Genomic DNA, 20,772 nt, shown 5'->3' with positions numbered 1-20,772 from the left:
CGGTGATCACGGGTCGGGAAGCAGATCGGTGAGGACGGCTTCGAAGGATTCGGCGGTCGGTTTGTCGTCCGTGAGAAGCGAGTGCAGCAGCAGGCCGTCGATCGTCCCGGCGACGACGCGCTCCCGGACCGGGTCGCTGGTGTAGCACCGTGCGAACGCCTGCACGGCAAGGAGCCACCCGTCGGTCGCCGAGCGTAGGTGCGGGCGACGAGCGGCGAGAAGGAACAGCTCGTACTCCGCGAGCAGACGCCCCGGTTCGGAGGCGACCTCTGCTAGGAGGAAGGCCAGATCCCGCCGCCGGTCGTCGCCAGATGACAGGCGGCGCATCCGCTCGGAGTCCTCTTCCATGACGCTGGTCAGGGCCGCGGTGAGGAGGTCGCCCAGGCTCTTGAAGTGGTACGTCGTCGCCGACGTTGGCAGCCCAGCCTCGCGGGACACCGTCCGATGGCTGACACCCGCCACCCCGTCGCGTTCGATGACACGCAGGGTCGCCTCGATGAGCTCGTGCCGACGCCGAAGGCCCTTCAGTCTTCGACCGTCGGTGGTGGAATCGTTCAGTGTTTCTCCTCCTCGGTCCGGCGGGAATCCGCTCGTGCTTCCCACCGCGCCCCTGACTGCCAGGACCGTTTTACCGCAGTTGCGTGAGGTGTCCAAGGGGAAGTTGAGGACGATTTGCCACAATGATGAGGTTTGTCGTTCTCGTTCTGTCTCCGGTAGAGCCGTGACTCAGGCGCTGGAGTCAAGCTGGGCGAGAGCCGCCGCGACCCCGGGGGACAGGCCGAGCGGGTATCCGCGCTCGGCGGCGCGCCGTAGGTGGATTTCGGCGCTGTTCCGGTCTCCGGTACGCAAAGCGTTATGCCCCAGCCATGTCGCGGCCTGGACCTCTCCGCGGGTGTAGGAGCGCTCAGAGGCGATCTGGAGCGCCTGTTCGTGCAGCAGCTTGGCCCTGTCGGTGTCGCCGTCGGCGAGGGCGACCCGACCGAGGCGGGTGAGGGTCTCGACTACCTCGACCCACAACTCCAGCTCCTTGGCCACATCGAGGCATCCGTCGAGGAGAGCGGCCGCGCTCGCGTGATTGCCGTCGATCTCGGCGAGGCGCGCGAGGGAGCGGGTCGCCCGCAGGAGGCCCCAGCGGTCCCCGAGGTCGCGGAATAGGTCGGCGCTGGCCTGTGCGTCACGCAAGGCGGACCTAGTGTCATGTTTATCAAGGTAGTGGTCGGCGCGTTCGGCGAGCGCGATGGCCTGCCCCCATCGGTCTCCGGCAGCGCGGGCGTCGGCCAAGCCCCCTTCCACGAGGCCGCGCCCCTCCCGACGGCGTCCCGCACGGTAGAGGGCGGTCCCCAAGAACCAGCGGAGTCGCGACCGAAGGGCGCCATCGTCGATGTCGATCGGCGCGTCCCGCGTCTCCATCCCGGCCAGCCATGCCTCTGCCGCAGCCCGTCCGGGCGCCGGAGCACCCCCGTGGGCGAGCGCCGCGCGCAGCGAACGGCGCGCCTCGCTGAGGCGGCCGCGCAGTACCCAGTACCAGGCTAGAGCGTTCACCAGCCGCAACGCGTTCTCGCCGTTCCCGGTCGTCAGGGCAATGTCCAGAGCGCGGCGCATGTTGACGGTCTCGGCATCCAGGCGTGCCAGGTACCTCGCCTGTCCCGGCCCCCGCAGCTCCCGGTCAGCCGTTTCGGCTTGCCCGATGTGGTAGACGACGAACCTGCTGCGGAATCGCGCCAGCTCGCCCGCCTCCTCCAGACGTTCGGTGCAGTAGACGGCGACTGACTCCAACAGGCGGAAGCGCTCTCCGTCGCGGACGACCAGAGACCGATCCACGAGACGGGTCAGGACGCCCAGGATCCGCTTTTCAGGGATATCCGTGTCGGAGCAGACGGCCTCGGCGGCCCGAAGGGTACAGCCGTCCGCGTGCACCGCCAAGCGCCGCAGAACAGCTCGTTCGGTTTCACTGAGCAGTTCCCAGCTCCAGTCGATCATCGCCCGCAGGGTCTGCTGCCGCGCGGGGCGGCCGCGCGCCGGACCTGTCGGTAGCGCGAAGCGGTCCTCCAAGCGGGCCGCGATCTGCTCAGGGCTGAGGACACGGAGCCGGGGAGCCACCAGCTCGAGCGCCAAGGGCACCCCATCCAGCCGTCGGCAGATCGCCGCCACGGCCGGCGCGTTGTCCGCGGTGAGGGTGAACCCAGGCACCGCGGCGGCCGCCCGTTCCACGAACAGGTCCATCGCGCTGGAACGTACGGAGGCATTGTGCCTGCGGCCCAGCTGGGACTCGGCGCTTGGCAGAGCCAGTGGAAGAACGGGTCGCACTGTCTCGCCAGGTATGTTGAGCGCCTCCTGGCTGGTCACCTGTATGTGCGTCTGTGGAGCGGACTCGAGAAGGGCGGCGGCCACTGCTGCGACAGGTTCCACCACGTGCTCGCAGTTGTCCAGAAGGAGCAAGACACACTTGTCGGCTAGCGCGGTGCAGAGCCAGGCCACGAGGTCGACAGGATCGGAGTCGGCGGCCGTGTCGCACAGACCGAGCGTGGTGATGATCCGCTCGGCGACGTCTCCTGCCTCCGAGCGGCGATCCAGACCCGCGAGCTCGACCATCCACACGCCGTCCGGAAAGTCATCAAGCATCTCACGTGCGGCTGACAGCGCGAGCCGCGTCTTACCGACGCCACCCGGGCCGGTGAGCGTCAGCAACCGGACGTCCGGCTTCGTCGACAGCAGTCGGCGCACGTCTGTCACGTCCCCCTCTCGGCCGATCAAGGTGGTCGCCGGGGTAGGCAGGTTCGTGCGGTGCCGTGTGCGGGCCGCCTCCGCAGGCGCCAACTGTGGCTCGTGCCGGAGTATGGCCTCGTGCAGCGCGCGCAGGTCCGGTCCTGGGTCGGCGCCGAGCTCCTCGGCGAGGTGGGCGCGGAGGTCCTCGTAGCTGTCAAGGGCCTCGCTTCGGCGCCCTGCCAGGTAGAGGGCGCGCATGTACGTGGCCCGCAGCCGTTCGCGTAGCGGGTGTCGTTCGACCAGCCCGTTGAGTTCCGTAGTGAGAGCGTCGTGCTCGCCGAATTCGAGGCGTGCCTCAGCGAGGTGCTCGACCGCAGCCAGACGGAGTTCTTCAAGGCGCGTGGCTTCGGCCCGGGCGAATACGCGGTCGGCGACATCGGCATAGGCCGGTCCCCGCCAAAGTTCCAGAGCCTCGGTAAGCAGCACCGCCTGTGCGCGAGGTGTTCCGGCGGTCCGCGCCCGCTCGACCAGGTTGGCGAAGACGGAAGCGTCGAGGTCCCCCTCCTCGACCTGCAGGTGGTAACCGGCAGGGTGCCTGACCACCTGTTCACGCCCGAGCGACCGCCGCAACTGGGAAATCTTCGTGTGCAAGGTGTTCAAGGGCCCGCCCGGTGGACGACCATCCCAAAGGTCCTCGATGAGCCGGTCAGCCGAAACGGGGCTTTCCCGATGCACCAGGAGGATCGCCAGGAGGGCCCGTACCTTCACCTCGGGGATCTCCACACGCCGGCCGTGGGAATCCCAAACAGCCAGCGGGCCGAGCACTCCGTAACGCATGGGGGCAGCTTACCGGCGGCCCCCTGAGTAGGTCGTGCGTGAACCGTGCGCGCGGATCACCACTCTGGAGGAGATCTTCAGGCGTGATGGGAAGGAGCCTTCATGAGACGCACGACCCGCGGTCGGGCAGGCATTAAGGAATGGGCAGGACTCGCCGTCTTAGCGCTGCCTACCGTGCTGCTGGGGCTGGACGTCACCGTCCTGCACCTGGCGCTGCCGTCACTGGCGGTGGATCTGCGCCCGAGCAGTACCCAGGAACTGTGGATTGTCGATGCCTACGGATTCTTGATCGCGGGATTCCTCATCACCATGGGAACCCTGGGTGACCGCATCGGCCGCCGGCGACTGCTGATGATCGGCGGCATCGCATTCGTCCTTGCCTCCCTCATGGCCGCCTACTCCACCAGTGCGGAGATGCTCATCGCCGCGCGGGCCGCGTTGGGAATCGCCGGTGCGACCCTGATGCCCTCGACGCTCGCGCTGATCAGCAACATGTTCGCCAACGCACGCCAGAGGGCGCTGGCGATCGGCCTGTGGGCGACATTCTTCGCGCTTGGCATGGCTGCCGGCCCGCTGGTGGGCGGGGTCCTGCTGGAGTACTTCTGGTGGGGAGCGGCGTTCCTTCCAGCCGTTCCGATGGTCGGGATCATGCTGGTGGCCGCTCCGGTCCTGCTTCCGGAGTATCGCGCTCCGCAGAGCGGCCGGTTCGACTTCCTCAGCGTCGCGCTGTCGCTCACCGCGATACTTCCGGTCATTTACGGCATCAAGCAGTTCGCCAAGGACGGCCTGCAACCGGGGGTGGTCGCCGCCCTCGTGGCCGGGTTGGTTTTCGTCGTGGCGTTCGTCCGGCGGCAGCGCATCCTCGCCAGCCCCCTGCTGGATGTCACGTTGTTCAGGAACCGCGCCTTCAGTGTCGCGCTGGGCATGATGCTTGTAGGTCTGGTCGGCGTCGGCGGCACGATGTTCTTGGTCACTCAGTACTTGCAGCTGGTTGCGGACCTCTCGCCGATGACAGCGGGCCTGCTGTACGGCCCGCCCGCCCTGATGATGATGCTGTCCTCAATTGTGGCTCCGCTGGTCGCACGGCATATCCGTCCGGGATATGTCGTGGCGGGAGTACTGGTGATTTCGGTCGGAGGCTACGCCCTGCTCGCGCTGGTCGGCAGCACCGGTGGCGTCGCACTGGTCGTCGCCGGCTTCTCGCTGGTCTACCTGGGTCTCGGGGCCATCGCGGCGCTCGGCACCGACCTCGTGGTCGGTGCGGCACCGCCCGAGAAGGCCGGGTCGGCCTCGGCCATGTCGGAGACCGTTCAGGAGCTTGGCCTGGCGGCGGGAATCGCGTTCCTGGGCAGCCTCGCCACCGCCGTCTACCGACTGCGCGTCGACGGGCAGGCCGCGAGCCTGCCTCCCGATGTCGCCGAGGCGTTCGGTGACAGCCTCTCCGGGGCCGCCTCGGTTGCGTCCCAGCTCCCCGACGCCCTCCTGGAGCAAGCGAGGGAGTCCTTCACAGCGGGGGTGAATGTCGTCGGTGCCGTGGGTGCGGCGGGGATCCTGGTGCTGGCGGTGCTGACCGCCGTGAACCTCCGACACATCGGGACCATCGGTGCCCATGAGTCCGCCAACGTTGAAGAAGGGCACTACGAGGAACCAATCGGTGGACTCGCGAAATGAGGAGGTTGACGCCCATGTCCATGGCGGTGGCAGTAGCTTTGGTCCGCCCGTCGGGCCCTGCGTTCGGCCGCGTCCGGGAGAGGGGCGGCCCTGGCATAAGCGGGGCGGCGAAGGTATCAGCGTTGAGGAGGGCCTGATGTCCGTCGACCTGCCGGGCGGGCGCGACGGGCGCGTGTCGCGGGGTAGCCGACGGCGGGCGGAGCTCCTCGATGCCGCTGTTCGGGTCGCCGAGCGAGCCGGTGTCGCCGAGGTAGGCCACCGTTCGGTCGCCCGTGAATCCGGTACTTCGCTTGGCTCGGTCGGCTACCACTTCCCGGACCGCATCCGGTTGCTGCAGGCGCTCTTCCATCACGCGGTCGACCAGGCAGAGGCCCGGATGACCGCGATGGCGGCGGATTCACCGTGTAGGGCGCACATGCTCGCGGAGCTGCTTGCGGATTCGGCGTCCGAGGGACGGGGGCGTGTCCTGGTGGAATACGAGCTTGAGCTCCTCGCGGCCCGCTGTCCCGAACTGCGCACGGTGGCCTCTGTCCGACGTCGATTGCTGCTCGCGATCCTGGAGGACCTCACCGGAGAGGAACGGATCGCCCGCCATGCGGTCGACGAGATCGAAGGGATCCGGTTCCGGGTGGCGGTCGGGGCCGAGCCGCTGTCCCTGCGTGACGCGCGTGGTCGCATGCGCGAGATCTTCGACCAGCACGCCCGGTGGCTGCAGCGATGATCCTATGGGGCCGTCCCCGGGTGTTCGATTGGGGACGGCCCTCGTTCGCTTCCGCGGCAGGGACCGAGCAGCCCAGCCCCTGGCGCGCAGGTGCTATCGGGACAACATGTCGCTTCAGTTCCCCGAGGCGTAGGGCCAAGAGGGAGCGGCCTGCTCAGGGCACAGGCCCTCGAGCTGGGCGGCTAGGCCGAAGAGAACCCCCTCGTCACCTGGCCGACCGACCAGCTGCAGGCCGACCGGGACACCGTTGTCGTCGACACCACAGGGGATGCTCATGGCAGGCTGCCCGGTCATGTTGAACGGGTAGCCAAACGCCAGCATGTCCGCGAACTCACGCCACCGCTCGAGGAATCCCTCACCAGACGGCCCCTCGTCCACTCGGTACGGGGGTCGGGCGATCGTGGGCGTGATCAGGACATCGTACTTCTCCTCGTCCCAAAACCGCAGGACTCGGGCTGCGAGTGTCCGACAGGCGGTCACGGCCGAGCAGTAGTCGGCGGATGTCATCCGCTCCCCGTGCATCGCGATGTCCAGGGACGTTGGCTCGACACGGTCCAGCCGCGACGGCGGAATGCCCCGCACAAGCGCGGCGACGTTGCCCGCCATAATCGAGAGGAACGGGTCCAGCATGCCGCCCAGATCGGGAGCCGCCTCGGTGAGGGTGTGGGGGAGGTCCTCGAAGACCGAGAGCGCCGACCTGACGGTTTCTCTGATGCTCGGGTCGAGGGACCCGTGCGGGGGAGTGAACGTGTAGGCGATCCTCAGCTTCTCTGGCGGACGGTCGCAGGCGGCCAGGAAAGACCCCTCTGGCTGCCTCGGCAGGCCGTAGGGTTCGCCGGACATCGGGCCCGCGATGACGTCGAGCATGAGCGCGGCGTCGCGCACGGTGCGGGCCATCGGGCTGCTGGTAACGAGTCCTGCCCAGTGCTCGTAGGCACTTGGGCCCCAAGGAATCCGGCCGCGTGTAGGTTTGAGGCCGACGATTCCGCAGGCGGCCGCTGGGGCACGCCCGGAGCCAGCGCCGTCGCCGGCCAGAGCCAGGGGGGCCATCTCGGCAGCGACTGCGGCGGCGGCCCCACCACTGGATCCCGCAGGGCCGAATTCGAGGTTCCGGGGGTTGCGCGTCGATCCATGCAGGGCGTTCTCGGTTCGCGCCTGCAGCCCGAACTCCGGCATCACTGTGCTGCCGAGGATGATGGCACCGGCCTCCTTCAGTCGGCTCACCACCTCGGTGTCGAATTCGGGGGTGTACCCCTGCATCGCGCGCGATCCGTTGGCGAACGGTAGTCCGGCGACTTCGTGCACGTCCTTGACCACGACGGGAACCCCGGCCAAGGGTCCCTTTTGAAGGCGTGGATCACCGTCGACGCGGAGCGCGTCGGCCTCGGCCCCGTCCTCACGCAACGCCGCGATGGCGTTGATCTCCGACTCGACCACACCGATCAACTTGAGCCGTTCGGCAACCATCTGCTGAGCGGAGCTGGTGCCCCGCGCCACGCTCTCCCGGATCTCCAGTGCCGTGCGGTGCACGGGTGTCTCTCTCATCGCTCTCCAACTTCCACAGGGTCGTCTGTCAGGGGCGGTGGGGTGGGGGACGGTTCACGTCTGATCGGCGAGCCGATCCCCCAGGACGGTGAGCTCACTCCGCTGCGTGCGCGGTGGTACCTGACCGCGGGCCCAGGGCGGCCACGAGAGTGCCGAGCGCGTCATCGGCGATCCGTGCGGCACGGCCGCGGGAGACGAAGCCGTCGACGTAGGTGAGGTTCCAGTTGAGTCGGCCGTGGGAGGTCGTCGCGGCGGCAACGAGGACGCCGGTCACCGATATCCCGGCGGCGAAGTCGGCATCCGTGATCCGCAGGCCGCCGATGGCTTCGGGGAGTTCCTGGGCACCGATGTTGGACAGGGAGAGGTTGATAGGTCCTTCCTCATCCAGGTAGCGGAGGAGCTCGCGGCTGCCGTCGATGTCCATGGCCACACGTGAGCCCAAGTCCGTGATCATGGCGAAGTGCTCACCTGCGGCGCGGCGCGCTCTCAAGTCGTCGTTCACCGCTTTGGCGGATATCCAGATGTCCAGATTGGGGTCGCACCGGACCAGCGACGGAAGCGTGGCGACATAGGTGCCTGCCTCATTGGGGCCCACCGCCGGTTCAAGCTCCGCTCGGAAATCCACGGGCGAGCCGATCGCGAAGTAGGTGCCCTGAGGGGTTTCGGCATCCCGGTGGACGGCCGCTACCAGTGCTGCGGCAAGTATTCCGTGAACCGTTACCCCGTGGCTGCGGCAGGCCGCTACCAACGCGCGCGTCGTGTCTGGATCCAGGGAGCGGTGGATGAGCCGAGTCCTGCGCTGCTCGAATTTCACAGTGCGCTCTCGGCGCACACGCTCAGGGGAGAGGCGGGCGGCGTTGTCGGCGTCCCTGCACCTCTTGCTGGACGCGGCCGCCTGGCCCCGATGGGACCGGTGGGCCGCCGGGAACAGGTCTTCGGTCGCGGGGAGCTCGCGGCAGCGGCAGCCCGCGTCCTCCCGTTGCCCTGTGTGTGGTCCGGTGATCCGGGCGGCGATCTCGGCCCATTGCCGCGACAGGGACACCGCGGTGGTCCCGTCAGCGATCGCGTGGTGAAGGACGAGGATGAGGTCGTGCCGCCCGTCGCCGCCGTGGTCACCAGCGGTGCTGAACACCATGGCTCGGCCCAGCGGGCCCGTTTTCCAGTTGACACTCCGTGCTAAATGTTCGGTCTCCACCTCCTGTACCCAGAGAGTTTCGGTGTTGTCGTGCGACGCGTCGGCACACTTCCACCGGAGCGGGATGGGCCGATTGGACGGGACGTACATCGGTTCCTCTCCCCTGTCGGCCCGGATCGCGGTGCACAGCAGCGGATGGCGCTGTTGGAGGAGGTCCAGGGACCGTCGCGCGGCATCCACGGACAGGTGACCCTCGACCCGTACTCTCCCTATGACGTTGAGCGGGGAGATACGGTCCGCGATCCAGTACCAGCGTTCCAGGGGGCTCAGAGGTCTTAACACCGGGCGGGTCCTTTCTGGCGCCGGATACCCGGGACAGGTCGAGCGGGGATACCGGAGCCGGGGAATGGAGCGTGGACGTGGAAATCGTGCTCCGCTGCCGTTCGGATATGGCCAGTCAATGAGGCCACTGGTAGTCCGCGAGTGGCGAGGTGTCTTTGAGCGCAGCCGCTACGAGCCGGACACGGGAGTTGACCTCATATTTCCGGAAGAGCTTTTTTAGATGGTAGTTGACTGTGTGCTGAGAGATGGCCAGACGGCGCGCGATCTGCTGATTCGTGTACCCCTCGGAAGTGAGGAGGATGAGGCGCATCTCCTGGAGTGTCAACCTTGGAGAAAAGGGTTGGCGATGGTGAGATGTGCCGGGGTAGGGTGCGGGATTGGTGCTTCCTTGGAGGAGCTCAGGAAAGAAACTTGGAATGTATCCCCAGAATAGTTCATGCATGATTGGACTTTGGAACTTCAGCTCTTCTCTTCCCTCGATGAAGCCCATTCGATAGGCGGATTCAACGATTCTGTGGAGCTCGTCTCTGCTTGTCCCGAGTATGGCTCCAATGCGTTCCAGGGACGTCACTTTCTGCCCTGTGAACGCGCAGGCTGTCATGAATCTCAGCATGGGTTCCGGGCCTCGCCGAAGGACATCCTCCAGCCATATGTGGACGCGGTTGGGGATCCGCTTGTTCTCCAGGTCAGCCTTGCTGTCTCGAAGGAAGACCCTTCCTTCTTCGGTCATTCCCTCGAGGAGCTTGACGGTGAGGGTGGGATGTCCCTGAGCCCTTCTCAGAAGGGAGATGAGCCGCGCGGTTGGTGGAGAACCGAGCAGGTCTTCGGCTACCTGGGAGATGGCCTGCGGGGGGAGCGGGTCGAGCCGGATCCGGTGTACGGCACTGGATGGAGCGTCCGACATCAGGATGCCTGGAGGGAGCCGTCCCTCCACACCAGTGGCGACCACCCAGACCACCCCGGGCCGTGTCCGGAGCTGTCCTGGCGGGGCGGCTGTCGCGTCCGCCGTCAGTGCGTACGGGCCATCCGTGACCTCGGAGTGGAGCGACTCGGATCGGGTAAGGCGCGGTCGGGGCGCATGCAGCAGTGCCTGGCTTCGGTGCCCCTCGGGGAACGCGCCGCACATCAGTGCGTCGCCGAGGGTGAAGCCCGTCACGCAGGCCGTCTCCAGGCAGTCACGGGTGAAGCAGGTTCTGCCGAACCCTGGCGGACCCTCGATCAGGATGACGGCCCCCTTGCCGCTTGCACGCGCCTCGTAGAGGATCTGCTGGACCTCGCGCCGCTGCTTCGTTCGTCCGCGCAGAGCAAGGGCATCGGTATCTCGCAGAAAAGTTTGGTAGGACTGCAAGCGCTCGGGCTGGCGCCCGTGGTCGATATTCGATACTTCGGCGCACGCGAGGTTCATAAATCCGCCCCTCGTTGACATGGTCGTCTGAACCGACCCTGGCCTGTGCATGGAAAGTACGATGGATTGCCTCGAAATGCTGAACGGAGAAAATGGCCTGCATGGCTCACGTTGTTCAGTGGAAAGGGCAATCCTAGAAAGCTGTACGGTTGTTCTGATTGTTTGTGAGTTGCGGAATGTATGCAAGGTGTGCGAGAAGTGATATGCGCCACATGGTGGGGTGGGCAAGTTCGCGGGCGCGGTTGTCGGTTTGGGTGTGGTCCGGAGTCGACTTGTTGTCCTCGGGTGAGGTCTGTGATCGTCGGCGGCCATCCTTCGAGAAAGAAGGGTCATGCCCCTGATTAGCGAAGAGTCGCTTTGGGTGATCGGATCGCTACTTTGTTGATGGCTACGTGATCGAGTAGTGGTGGGGAGGAGAAGCGATGCCTTACCTTGCCAGTGGAATATCGGTTTCTTTTGCAGGGCGGCGGATCCCCTATTGGGGCTTCTCGTATCTGCGAACGTGGGAAGAGGAACTCGGTGAACAACGGCGAAGTGAATCGCGTACTCCCGGCCTCCGTCTCCGACGGAGCTCGAACCAACGCGTACCAAGACGACATCTGGGTAGCCGACTACCAGACGCCTGGGAGCCCCCAGTTCAACGTCGTCCTCGAAGAACACCTCGACGGCGGCATCGATGCTGACCTCTTGACCGACTGTGTGGTTCGCGCGCTGCGGAGACACGACGCATTACGGATGCGCATAGGCGAGGATGAGAACGGCCGCCCGCGGGTTCAACCGGACTTCGTATCGGGGGAAGGCTGGGCGCCGGAGGTTCCGGTCGTCGACCTGTCCGAAGCGAACGACCCGGTGGTGGCCGTTCGTGACTGGCGGGAGCGCGAGCTGCGCCGACCGATCGACGTACGAAGCGGCCCCTTGGTCGAGGCGACACTGGTCGCGGGAAGTGGCACGTCGGCGTACCTCTTCTTGAAGGCGCACCACATCATCGCCGACGCCTGGGCCCTCAACCTGCTGTCCTACGAGATTCTCTCCGAGTACCGGGCGCTTTCCGTCGGGGAGTCCTACGAGGTACCTACATCGCGCTCTTTCCTGGCGGAGATCGAGCGTGCCCACTCCTACCGCGGCTCCGACCAGTACGATCGCGACCGCCGATTCCACCGGGAGAACCTGGCCAGGGTCACTCCCGCACTCTTCCCGCGCGTCGTGACCGAGCGTGTCGAGCGGGGCCGCCACTCCTTCACGATCGACGGCAAGACGGTCCGACGGATCCTGGAGTCTGGAGCGTCGCCACTGCCGTACCTTGCTACGGCCGTCGGTATCTGGACCTCCCGTGTCCTGAGATCCCCCGAGGTGGTGCTGGGTGTCCCCTTCTTGAACCGCCGTACCAGGGCGGAACGCGAACTGGTCGGTCAGTTCGCGAACAACCTTCCCTTGCGCGTGGCGGTCGACGAGGGCATCCCGATGCTCGACCTGGCGCGCGTGACTCAGGATCGCCTCCGTCGGATGCGCGAGCACGAGCGATTCCCGTTCGGCGCGATCCTCAGCGAGCTCCGGACGGATGCAGGTGGAGTTCGCGGTCTCTTCGACGTCACCCTCTCCTACATGCGCTACCCGCGCCCCCCGGAGATTTCCGGCGTCGAACGCACCACCACGATCATGGCGCCCGTACATGAGGCGAACGCGCTGTCGATCATGGTCCACGCGTTCGAGGACGAGGACGACCTGCGCATCGACCTCGACTACGCGCGTGACGTTTTCGATGGGGACCTCACCGCGGAGGCGTTCGCCGGTCATGTGGCGGAGCTCGTCCGCAAGGGGCTGGATATGTCCGAGCTCCCGGTGTCGGCGCTCTCCATGCTCACCGACGAGGAGTACGAGGAGGTCGTGCGCGGCAGGCAGGGCGAGCGCATGCTCTACCCCAGCGAGAAGACGCTGCACGGTCTCTTCACCGAGCAGGCCACGCGGAACCCCCACCGCCCAGCGGTGGTCGACTCGGCCGACGGAACGGTGACCACATACGGGCAGCTCGACCGCCTCTCCAACCAGGTTGCCCGATCGCTGCGGGCACAGGGTGTCGGTCCGGAGGCCCGGGTCGCGGTCATGGCCGAGCGCGGTAGCGAGCTCCTCCCCGGCCTCCTGGGCATCCTCAAGGCCGGCGGCGCCTACGTCCCCATCGACCCCGGCTATCCGGAGGAACGGATCGCCCTCCTCCTTGAGGACTGCCGTCCGGCCGCCGTCCTGACCAGCGCGGGTGTCGACGCGGACCGCGTCCCTGCAGACATCCCGGTTCACCGCGTCGCTGACCTCTACCGGGGACCTGACGGGCCGCCGCCGCCCGCGGCCGACTCCAGCGACCTCGCCTACATCATCTACACCTCAGGCTCCACCGGGCGGCCCAAGGGTGTCATGGTTGAGCACCATTCAGTGGTCAACCGCCTCGCCTGGATGCAGCGGCATTACCCGATCGGTGCCGGTGACACCCTCCTGCAGAAAACCCCGATCTCCTTCGACGTGTCGGTCTGGGAACTGTTCTGGTGGTGCGTTGAGGGCGCCCAGCTCGTGCTCCTGCCACCGGGGGCCGAGAAGGACCCGCGGGAGATCGCTCGCGCCGCGCGTGAGCACGGCGTGACCGCGCTCCACTTCGTTCCCTCGATGCTCGGCCCTTTCCTTGAACTGCTGGAGGAGGACACTGAAGCTCGCGCTGCGGCGTCGACCCTTCGCTACGTCTTCTGCAGTGGAGAGGCGCTCCCGGCCGAGCGGGTCAACCAATTCAATCGGCTGTTCACCGAGCTTCAGGACATCGGAACCGCGCCGCTGCTGGTCAACCTGTACGGGCCCACAGAGGCCGCCGTCGACGTCACGCGCTACGACTGCCCGCCCGCCGCCGAAGGTCCGGTAAGCCGCGTGCCGATAGGGCGGCCGGTCCAGAACACCAGCCTCTACGTCCTCGGCGCCCACGGCGGACCGCAGCCGGTCGGTGCGCCCGGCGAACTGTGCGTCGGCGGGGTCCAGGTCGCTCGCGGCTACCTGGACCGCCCCGAGCTGACCGCCGAGAAGTTCGTCAAGGACCCCTTCACCCCGGGTGGGCGCCTCTATCGAACGGGAGACCTGGCCCGCCTGCTGTCCGACGGCACCATCGAGTACCTCGGCCGCATCGACGGGCAGGTGAAGATCCGCGGGAACCGCGTCGAGCTGGGCGAGGTTCAGAACGCCCTGGTCGGCTTGGCAGGGGTGCGTGACGCGGCCGTGGTCGACCGTCCTGAGGACGGTCGCGGGCCGGTGCTCGTCGGCTACTACACCGCCGATAAGGACCTCGACGCCGCCGAGTTGGCGGCGCGGTTGCGCACGTCGTTGCCCGACTACATGATCCCCGCCCACTTCGTCCGGCTCGACCGCCTGCCGCTCACCCCGAACGGCAAGGTCGACCGGAAGGCCCTTCCCGACCCGGTCCGTTCCGTCGATCCTGGAGGAGGCCCGCCGACCACACCGACCGAAGCTGCCCTGGCCGATGTGGTGGCCGAGGTTCTGGGCCTTGAGCGGGTCGGCGTCCACGACGACTACTACGCCCTCGGTGGGGACTCCATCACGATGCTGCGCGTGCGCGCCCTGGCCGAGAAGGCCGGAGTCCGCTTCGACCTCTCCGACCTCGTACAGAATCCGACAGTGGCGGCCCTGGCCGCGCTCATCGACCGGAGTGAGGCCGACGGTCGCGCCGCAGGGACCGCCGAACGTGCCGACATTGAGCCGTTCGCGCTCGTGTCGCACGTCGACCGGGCCCGTCTCGAAGGGCATGAGGACGCGTTCCCCCTCACCCGGCTCCAACTCGGACTCCTCTACCACAGCCGCGAGCGCCAAGACTCGGCCGTCTACAAGGACGTTTTCCGGTACAGTATCGCCCTGCCGTGGGACGAAGACCTCTTCACGAGCGCCTTCGGCCGCCTCGTCGCCCGCCACCCCGTGTTGCGCTCGTCCTTCGCACTCGCCGGCTACTCCGAGCCGTTGCAGATCATCGACCGCGATGCCCCCAGCGGTCTGGGCGCCACCGACTTGCGCGATGTACCGCCCGCCGCCGCCGAGGAGGCGATCACCCGGTACATGGGGGAGCGGCGGCTGCACGACTACCGCTTTGACACAGCACCGCTCTACCGCTTTCAGGCCTTCGTGCTGCCCGAGACGGTCGAGCTGGTGCTCTCCTTCCACCACGCCCTACTCGACGGCGGAAGCGTCGCCAACCTGGTGAGCGAACTGCTGCGGGACTACCTGCACGCCTCGGGCCTGGACATCAGTCCGGTTACTGACACCCCGCCCCCGAGCCCGGCCCTGCACGCCGCGGACGAGCGGGCCGCGATCACCTCTGAGGAGAGCCGAAGCTACTGGCGTCGGGAGCTCGACGGTGCCCACCCCCCGCAGGTCGAGGGGTTCCGTTCCCACGAGGGCGGCGGCGACACGGGGATGATCGTCCGCGACGTCCCGATCCCCGAGGACCTGGAACGTGCTGTCCGCGCGTTCGCCGAGGAGCAGGCAACACCGGTCAAGTCCGTGCTGTTCGCGGCCCACGCCTTGGTGCTCCGGGCGCTGTCGGGACAGGACGACCTGACCACCGGACTGGTCACCCACGGCCGACCGGAGGTCGAAGGCGGCGAGCGTGTCTGCGGCCTGTTCCTCAACACGCTCCCCGTGCGCGTCTCCTTCACGGGCGGCACCTGGCTCGACGCCGTGCGGCACGTCATCGGCAAGGAACGCGAGAGCCACCCGCACCGGCGTGTACCCCTCAGCGTCATCCAGGAGGACATCGGTGCAGCCGCACTGGTGGACACCGCGTTCAACTACATCCACTTCCGCCAGCTCGGTCCTGTGCTCGGACTTCCCGGTGTTGAAGACCGCGGCTTCACAGCGTGGGAGGAGACCAACTTCGCCCTGTTGGTGAACGCCATGGCAGACCCCGTGGACGGACGCGTCCGCCTGCGCATGGACTTCTCCGGCCGGATCTTCACCGATGAGCAGAGCACGCTCTTCGCCGACCTCTACACGAGCATCCTGCGCCGGATGGTGGAGCGGCCGCACGACGCCATCGACACATCCTTCCTCGCGGTGGAGGAGCCAACCGGCACCTTTCGTCGGGGAACCGGCCCGACCGACGTGGTTCGCACGTTCGTCGAGCGTGCCCGCACAGCCTCGGACGCTCCTGCGGTGGTGTTCGGCCACGAGTCCTGGACCTACGCCGAGCTCGACGACCGTTCCGCACGTATCGCGCGCATGCTTCTGTCCGTCGGGGTGCGCGCGGGAGACCGCGTCGGTATCGCGATGGACCGGTCCCCGGACACCGTCGCCGTCATGCTGGGCGTGGCGCGCGCCGGCTGCTCGGCGGTCCCACTCGACACCTCCTACCCCCCAGAGCGCCTGCGCGCCATGCTCGGGCTGAGCGACCCGGAGCGCGTTATCGTCCAGACGCACCACGAGCACCTGATCGACGACGGCAGCCGCGTGCTTTCCGCCGAGTCCCTGCTCGACGGGGCTACCGCCGCATTAGAGGTGGGAGACTCCGCGCCTCTGCCGAAGGTCTCCCTCGACGACGAGGCCTACCTGCTCTTCACCTCTGGCTCGACAGGCACCCCGAAGGGCGTGTCAATGCCGCACCGTTCGCTGGCCAATCTGGTCGCCTGGCAGAACCGGGTCCCCAGCGGCGCCGTGGGGCGCAGGACGCTGCAGTACGCGCCACTCAGCTTCGACGTCTCCTTCCAGGAGCTGTACTCCACCCTCTGCGGCGGAGGCACCCTGGTCGTGGTCTCGGAGGAGCTGCGACGCGACATCCCTGAGCTGCTGCGGACGATCGACCGCGAGAGGGTCGAACGCGTATTCATGCCCTACGTCGCCCTCCAGCGACTGGCCGAGGCCTCGACCGCACTCGGCATCGTCCCCCGGAATCTGAAGGTCCTCGGGTCCTCCGGCGAGCAGCTCCGGGTGACCGACGAGATCCGCCGGTTCTGCGCCGCGCTGGACGGCGTGGTCCTGGAGAACCAGTACGGTCCCACCGAGAGCCATGTCGTCACCACCTACAGCATGTCGGGGGACCCTGCGGAGTTCCCGGCGCTGCCGCCGATCGGCCGTCCGATCGACGGCGCCCGCGTCCTCGTCCTCAATCCCGACGGCCGCCCCGTCCCCGCTGGGGGTAAAGGGGAAATCCACCTCGGCGGGGTGTGCCTGGCTTCCGGCTACGTCGGAGAGCCCGGCATGACCGAGGAACGGTTCATCCCCGATCCGACGCGCGGTGACGGCGGACGCCTCTACCGAACCGGTGACGTCGGCATGGTGCTCCCCAGCGGCGACGTCGTCTGCCTGGGCCGGACCGACCGCCAGGTCAAGATCCGCGGATTCCGTGTCGAGCCGGCCGAGGTGGAGCTGGCCCTGGCCGAAGCCGCCGCGTTTACCGGGGCCCAGGTGGCGGAGGTCGCGGTGGTGGAGCGTCGACGTGACGGCGGCGACGCCGTCCTCGCCGCCTTCCTCTCGGGGGACGCTGCGGGCGGAGACATCGACGCAGTGCGCCGACGGCTGCGGTCGGTGCTGCCTGACTATATGGTCCCCTCGCACATCGAGTGGCTTCCCGCGATGCCGCTGACCGCCAGCGGGAAGCGCGACGACGACGCGCTGCGCCGTCGACCGCTCACCGCCCCCGCCCGCACAGCCGCGTCGGCCGCACCGCGGGACGCGCGTGAGCGGGCGCTTGCGGAGATGATCGGTGACCTGCTCGACCTCCCCGAGATAGGTGTCCACGACGACCTGTTCGAGCTGGGCGCCACCTCGATCACCGCGATGCGGCTCGTGGTGCTCATAGAGCAGCGGTTCGGCGCGGCCGTCCCCCTGTCCTCGCTCATCGCCGCACCCACCATCGCCGAACTGGCTGAGCGCCTTCCCGAGGTTGGTGGGGAGGCGGTGCGGACCGGCGTCGACTTCGACCCGCTGGTGCCGATCCGCCGGGGCGGGTCTTGTCCCCCGATGTTCTACGTCCACCCCATGGGCGGAAACGTGCTCTGCTACGTCCCCTTCGCCAAACACCTCCCGAACGACCAGCCGTTCTACGCGCTCCAGGCCTACGGGGCGGACGCCGGAACGGAGCCCGTGCGCGGCATGGAGGAGATCGCGCGCCGCTACATCGAGGCGATGCGCCGGGTCCAGCCGGAGGGGCCGTACCACATCGGTGGCTGGTCCTTCGGCGGGTTCGTCGCCTTCGAGATGGCCCGCCAGTTGCGGGCCGCCGGTCAGGAGGTCGGCTCGCTGGTTGTGCTGGACACCACCGCTCTCAACCCCGAACGCCGCGAGTGGACCGATGACGAGGCGCTCATCGCCTGGTTCTTCTGGGAGCTCCTCTGGCTCGAACGCGGTGGGGAGTCGCCCGAGGCCGTCATCCCCGCCGAACTGGCCACGCTGGACGAGAAGTTCGAGTTCATCACGCAGCTGGCCATCGACGAGGGTGTCCTGCCCCCTGGCAGCACCGACGCGATCGTGCGGCGCCTGTTCCGGCTGTACGAGGCGAACTGGCGGTCGGCCTTCGACTACTGGCCTGAGGTCGTCGACCAGGACATGGTCCTCGTCCACGCGAAGCAGCCCCTGCCTGATGTGCTGAAGTCGATGCACAGCGCCATCGGCAGCATGCACGCCGACCCGGCCAACGGCTGGCGTGAACGCACCTCGGGCCGCCTGTCGGTGGTCGAGGTGGACGGTGACCATCTCACGATCATGGAGGAGCCTTACGTGCCCGCGGTCGTCTCGGCAGCGCTCGGCGCCGTCGGCCACAACGGTTCGGTCGGCGAGGAGGACTGACATGAACGGAAGCAGAACGGCGATCGTCGTGGGCGCTGGAATCGGTGGTCTCGCCGCAGCCATCGCGCTGCGCCGTGTCGGCGTCGATCTGGAGGTCTTCGAGCGCGCGCCAAAGATCCGCGCCGCCGGGTTCGGACTGTCGGTGATGAGCAACGCGGTCGCCGCACTCGAGTCGCTCGACATCGACCTGGGCCTGGAGAAGCGGGGCCGGACTCTGGACACCTACCTGGTCAAGGACTGGCGCGGGCGGCTGATCCGGGAGTTCCCCTTCCCCGAGATCATCGAGCGACTGGGGAAGCCCAGCGTGTGCATCTCCCGAGCCGACCTGTTTGCGGCCCTCCAGGAGGAGGCGTCGGGGATCCCCGTCCACCTGGGGCGTGGTGCCGCTGGGTTCGAGATCACCGACGGCCGGGCGCGGCTGTACCTGGAGGACGGTGGGAGCGCAGAGGCCGACCTGCTCATCGGTGCCGACGGGTTCAACTCGGCGATCCGGCAGCAGATCGCAGGTCCCGACGAACCCGCCCACGACAGCGGCTACATCGTGTGGCTCGGCATCACTGAGTACCACCACCCCCGCTTCCCCTCGGGGTCAGTGATGCATTTCTGGGGCGACGGGATGCGCTTCGGGCTGGTCGACATCGGCCACGGCCGCCTCTACTGGTGGGGCACCAAGAACATGCCCCCGGAGCGCTCAGCCGGGTGGCGCGGCGGAAGGGCCGAGATCCTGCGCGCCTACGCGGGCTGGCCCGACGAGGTGCGCGAGGCGATTCGCGTCACGCCCGACAGCGACGTCCTGTCCGTTTCCTCACGGGACCGGCCGTTCCTGGAGCGCTGGGGGAACGGTCCCGTCACCCTCCTGGGCGACGCCGCCCACCCGATGCTGACCAGCCTCGGCCAAGGGTCGGCCATGGCGATCGAAGATGCCGTCGTGCTGGCACGGCACGTCGAGCGGCAGCCGGACAGCGCGCGGGCGCTGCGCTCCTACGAGGACGCCAGGCGCGAGAGGACTCGGGAGATCGTGGAGGCCACGCGGACCGTCAGCGATTTCGAGCAGGCGCAGGGGCCGGTGCGCCGGCGGGTCCGCGACGCCTACTTCCGGTACATGTCGCACCGGTCTCTCGTCGGCCGGCTGGAGCCCGCACTGACCTTCCCCGGAGCCGGGATTGACGATCCTGTGCCGATGATCCATGGAGAGGAGAGGCGATGAGCACACGTTTTCGAGACAGGAGCGCCGCTTCCACGGCCGGGGACGCCGTCGTTGTCACCGGCGCCTCGTCCGGACTGGGACGCGAATGCGCGCTGGAGCTCGAAGACCGCGGGTTCGAGGTGCTCGCCGGGGTCCGGCGCGCGGAAGACGGGGAGAAACTGGTCGCGGAGTCCCTCCACGGTCGGCTCCGCTACGCCATCGTCGATGTCACCGATGACGCGTCCGTCGAGGCCTGCGCCCGACTTGTCGAGGCCGACTACGGAGGGCTGCGTGGGCTCGTCAACAACGCGGGAATCGCTGTCTCCGCCCCGCTCGAATGCGTCGACAGCGAGACGATGCGGCGCCAGCTCGACACCAACGTCGTTGGACAGCTCGCGATGATCCGCGCCCACCTCCCGCTCCTGCGCCGGACACGCGGCCGAATTGTCAACATCACCTCCGGACTGGGTAAGGTCGCGATCCCATACCTGGGGGCCTACGCCGCCGCGCAGTTCGCCAAGGAGGCGATGAGCGACGCCTTGCGCAGGGAACTGGCCACTAGCGGTGTTCGGGTGTCGGTGGTGCAGCCGGGCGCCATCTTGACGCCGATCTGGGGAAAGCTCTCCGACACTGCGGCCGACGCATTGCGGGCGGCGCCGCCCGGGGTGGCCGAGATCTACCAGGCGTCGTTCGCCGCGTTCGTGGAGGCCAACGCTGGGCAGGCAATGGCGAGCAGGACCACTCCCGAGCAGTTTGCCCGTGCCGTGGCCCGAGCACTGACGGATCCCGCTCCCAGCACCCGTTACCGCGTGGGTGCTGATTCCCGGAATATGAGCATGTTCGCGCGGATCATGCCGGACCGTCTTCTGGACCGCCTCTTCTCTGGAATCGGCCCGCGGGCCGAAGAGTGGGAGCGCGTGCCGCGCGCCGGATCCGTCGCGCAGCGATGACACCGTTGGTGCCCGGTTGTCCGACCGGGCACCAACGCCCAGGCCCGAAGGGTCTTGCCCGCACACCGTCTGCATACCACCTGTGTTTTAAGGGTTGTCCGATCGGGCAGCTTACTCAGGCCCCTGCCGTGACGGCCGATCCGCACTTGCGCAAGCCGGTCGAGGAGACCTTCGCCTGGCTTACTGAGCGGCTGGCGGGGCTGTTGGAGGAGGGGCGTGCCAGTGGCGAGCTTGACGACGGGCTCGATCCTGCCGCCACGGCTGCCGTGTTGGTCGCGGTGCTGCAGGGCGGCTATGTGCTGGCCCGCGCTGTGGGCTCGGCCGGGGCTTACACCCAGGTTGTCGACGGTGCCCTCGGGTTCCCCATCCGCCGTGCCGGTCGCCAGTGACGAGCCTTCGACCCCATCACTGGAGAAAAAGGAAAACCGCTTCTATTCGTTCGCATCGACGCACCGC

Annotated in this window: 12 protein-coding genes; 7 read left to right on the top strand and 5 right to left on the bottom strand. The window is 67.7% G+C overall.

Annotated features, from left to right (window positions below):
- Positions 1 to 6 precede the first annotated feature (6 nt).
- Complete coding sequence (locus tag ABD259_RS20215; RefSeq protein WP_425573549.1) at positions 7 to 681, bottom strand: TetR/AcrR family transcriptional regulator; 675 nt, start codon at positions 679 to 681, stop codon at positions 7 to 9.
- A gap of 45 nt (positions 682 to 726) precedes the next feature.
- Entirely contained in the window at positions 727 to 3,543 is a 2,817-nt protein-coding gene (locus tag ABD259_RS20210; RefSeq protein WP_344108928.1) for an ATP-binding protein, read from the bottom strand.
- A 102-nt stretch (positions 3,544 to 3,645) separates the two neighbouring features.
- Here ABD259_RS20210 and ABD259_RS20205 point away from each other — a divergent pair, with 102 nt between their 5' ends.
- On the top strand, positions 3,646 to 5,214 hold the full coding sequence (locus ABD259_RS20205) for an MFS transporter (RefSeq protein ID WP_344108926.1): 1,569 nt from the start codon (positions 3,646 to 3,648) through the stop codon (positions 5,212 to 5,214).
- 136 nt (positions 5,215 to 5,350) lie between these two features.
- Positions 5,351 to 5,935: a TetR/AcrR family transcriptional regulator gene (locus ABD259_RS20200; RefSeq protein WP_344108924.1), complete on the top strand. Its 585-nt coding sequence runs from the start codon at positions 5,351 to 5,353 to the stop codon at positions 5,933 to 5,935.
- Positions 5,936 to 6,049: 114 nt separating this feature from the next.
- On the opposite strand, the gene ABD259_RS20195 is transcribed toward ABD259_RS20200, so the two are convergent.
- The 3 genes from ABD259_RS20195 to ABD259_RS20185 form a co-directional block, all read right to left on the bottom strand.
- The gene (locus ABD259_RS20195; RefSeq protein WP_344108922.1) at positions 6,050 to 7,480 is read right to left on the bottom strand and encodes an amidase; all 1,431 of its coding nucleotides are present in this window, start codon (positions 7,478 to 7,480) and stop codon (positions 6,050 to 6,052) included.
- Positions 7,481 to 7,574: 94 nt separating this feature from the next.
- Positions 7,575 to 8,957: a phthiocerol/phthiodiolone dimycocerosyl transferase family protein gene (locus ABD259_RS20190; RefSeq protein WP_344164543.1), complete on the bottom strand. Its 1,383-nt coding sequence runs from the start codon at positions 8,955 to 8,957 to the stop codon at positions 7,575 to 7,577.
- Positions 8,958 to 9,072: 115 nt separating this feature from the next.
- Positions 9,073 to 9,906: a helix-turn-helix transcriptional regulator gene (locus ABD259_RS20185; protein WP_344108918.1), complete on the bottom strand. Its 834-nt coding sequence runs from the start codon at positions 9,904 to 9,906 to the stop codon at positions 9,073 to 9,075.
- Between the two features lie 129 nt (positions 9,907 to 10,035).
- Here ABD259_RS20185 and ABD259_RS20180 point away from each other — a divergent pair, with 129 nt between their 5' ends.
- From ABD259_RS20180 to ABD259_RS25930, 5 genes are all read left to right on the top strand, one after another.
- Complete coding sequence (locus ABD259_RS20180; RefSeq protein WP_344108916.1) at positions 10,036 to 10,380, top strand: hypothetical protein; 345 nt, start codon at positions 10,036 to 10,038, stop codon at positions 10,378 to 10,380.
- A 501-nt stretch (positions 10,381 to 10,881) separates the two neighbouring features.
- A complete protein-coding gene (locus ABD259_RS20175; protein WP_344108914.1) occupies positions 10,882 to 18,180 on the top strand; it encodes an amino acid adenylation domain-containing protein in 7,299 nt (2,432 codons plus the stop codon).
- 1 nt (position 18,181) lies between these two features.
- Entirely contained in the window at positions 18,182 to 19,387 is a 1,206-nt protein-coding gene (locus ABD259_RS20170; RefSeq protein ID WP_344108912.1) for an FAD-dependent oxidoreductase, read from the top strand.
- Entirely contained in the window at positions 19,384 to 20,316 is a 933-nt protein-coding gene (locus ABD259_RS20165) for an SDR family NAD(P)-dependent oxidoreductase (RefSeq protein ID WP_344108910.1), read from the top strand. Before ABD259_RS20170 ends, ABD259_RS20165 begins: the two co-directional genes overlap by 4 nt.
- Positions 20,313 to 20,705 carry a TetR family transcriptional regulator C-terminal domain-containing protein gene (locus ABD259_RS25930; RefSeq protein ID WP_412759484.1) on the top strand — a complete coding sequence of 131 codons (393 nt, stop codon included), beginning with the start codon at positions 20,313 to 20,315 and terminating at the stop codon, positions 20,703 to 20,705. The genes ABD259_RS20165 and ABD259_RS25930 overlap by 4 nt, the downstream gene beginning before the upstream one ends.
- Positions 20,706 to 20,772 lie beyond the last annotated feature (67 nt).

The organism is Nocardiopsis rhodophaea (genome assembly GCF_039530945.1).
Lineage (GTDB): Bacteria > Actinomycetota > Actinomycetes > Streptosporangiales > Streptosporangiaceae > Nocardiopsis_C > Nocardiopsis_C rhodophaea.
The sequence above is the reverse complement of the archived record's forward strand: the minus strand, read 5'-3'. Positions and strand labels throughout refer to the sequence as shown.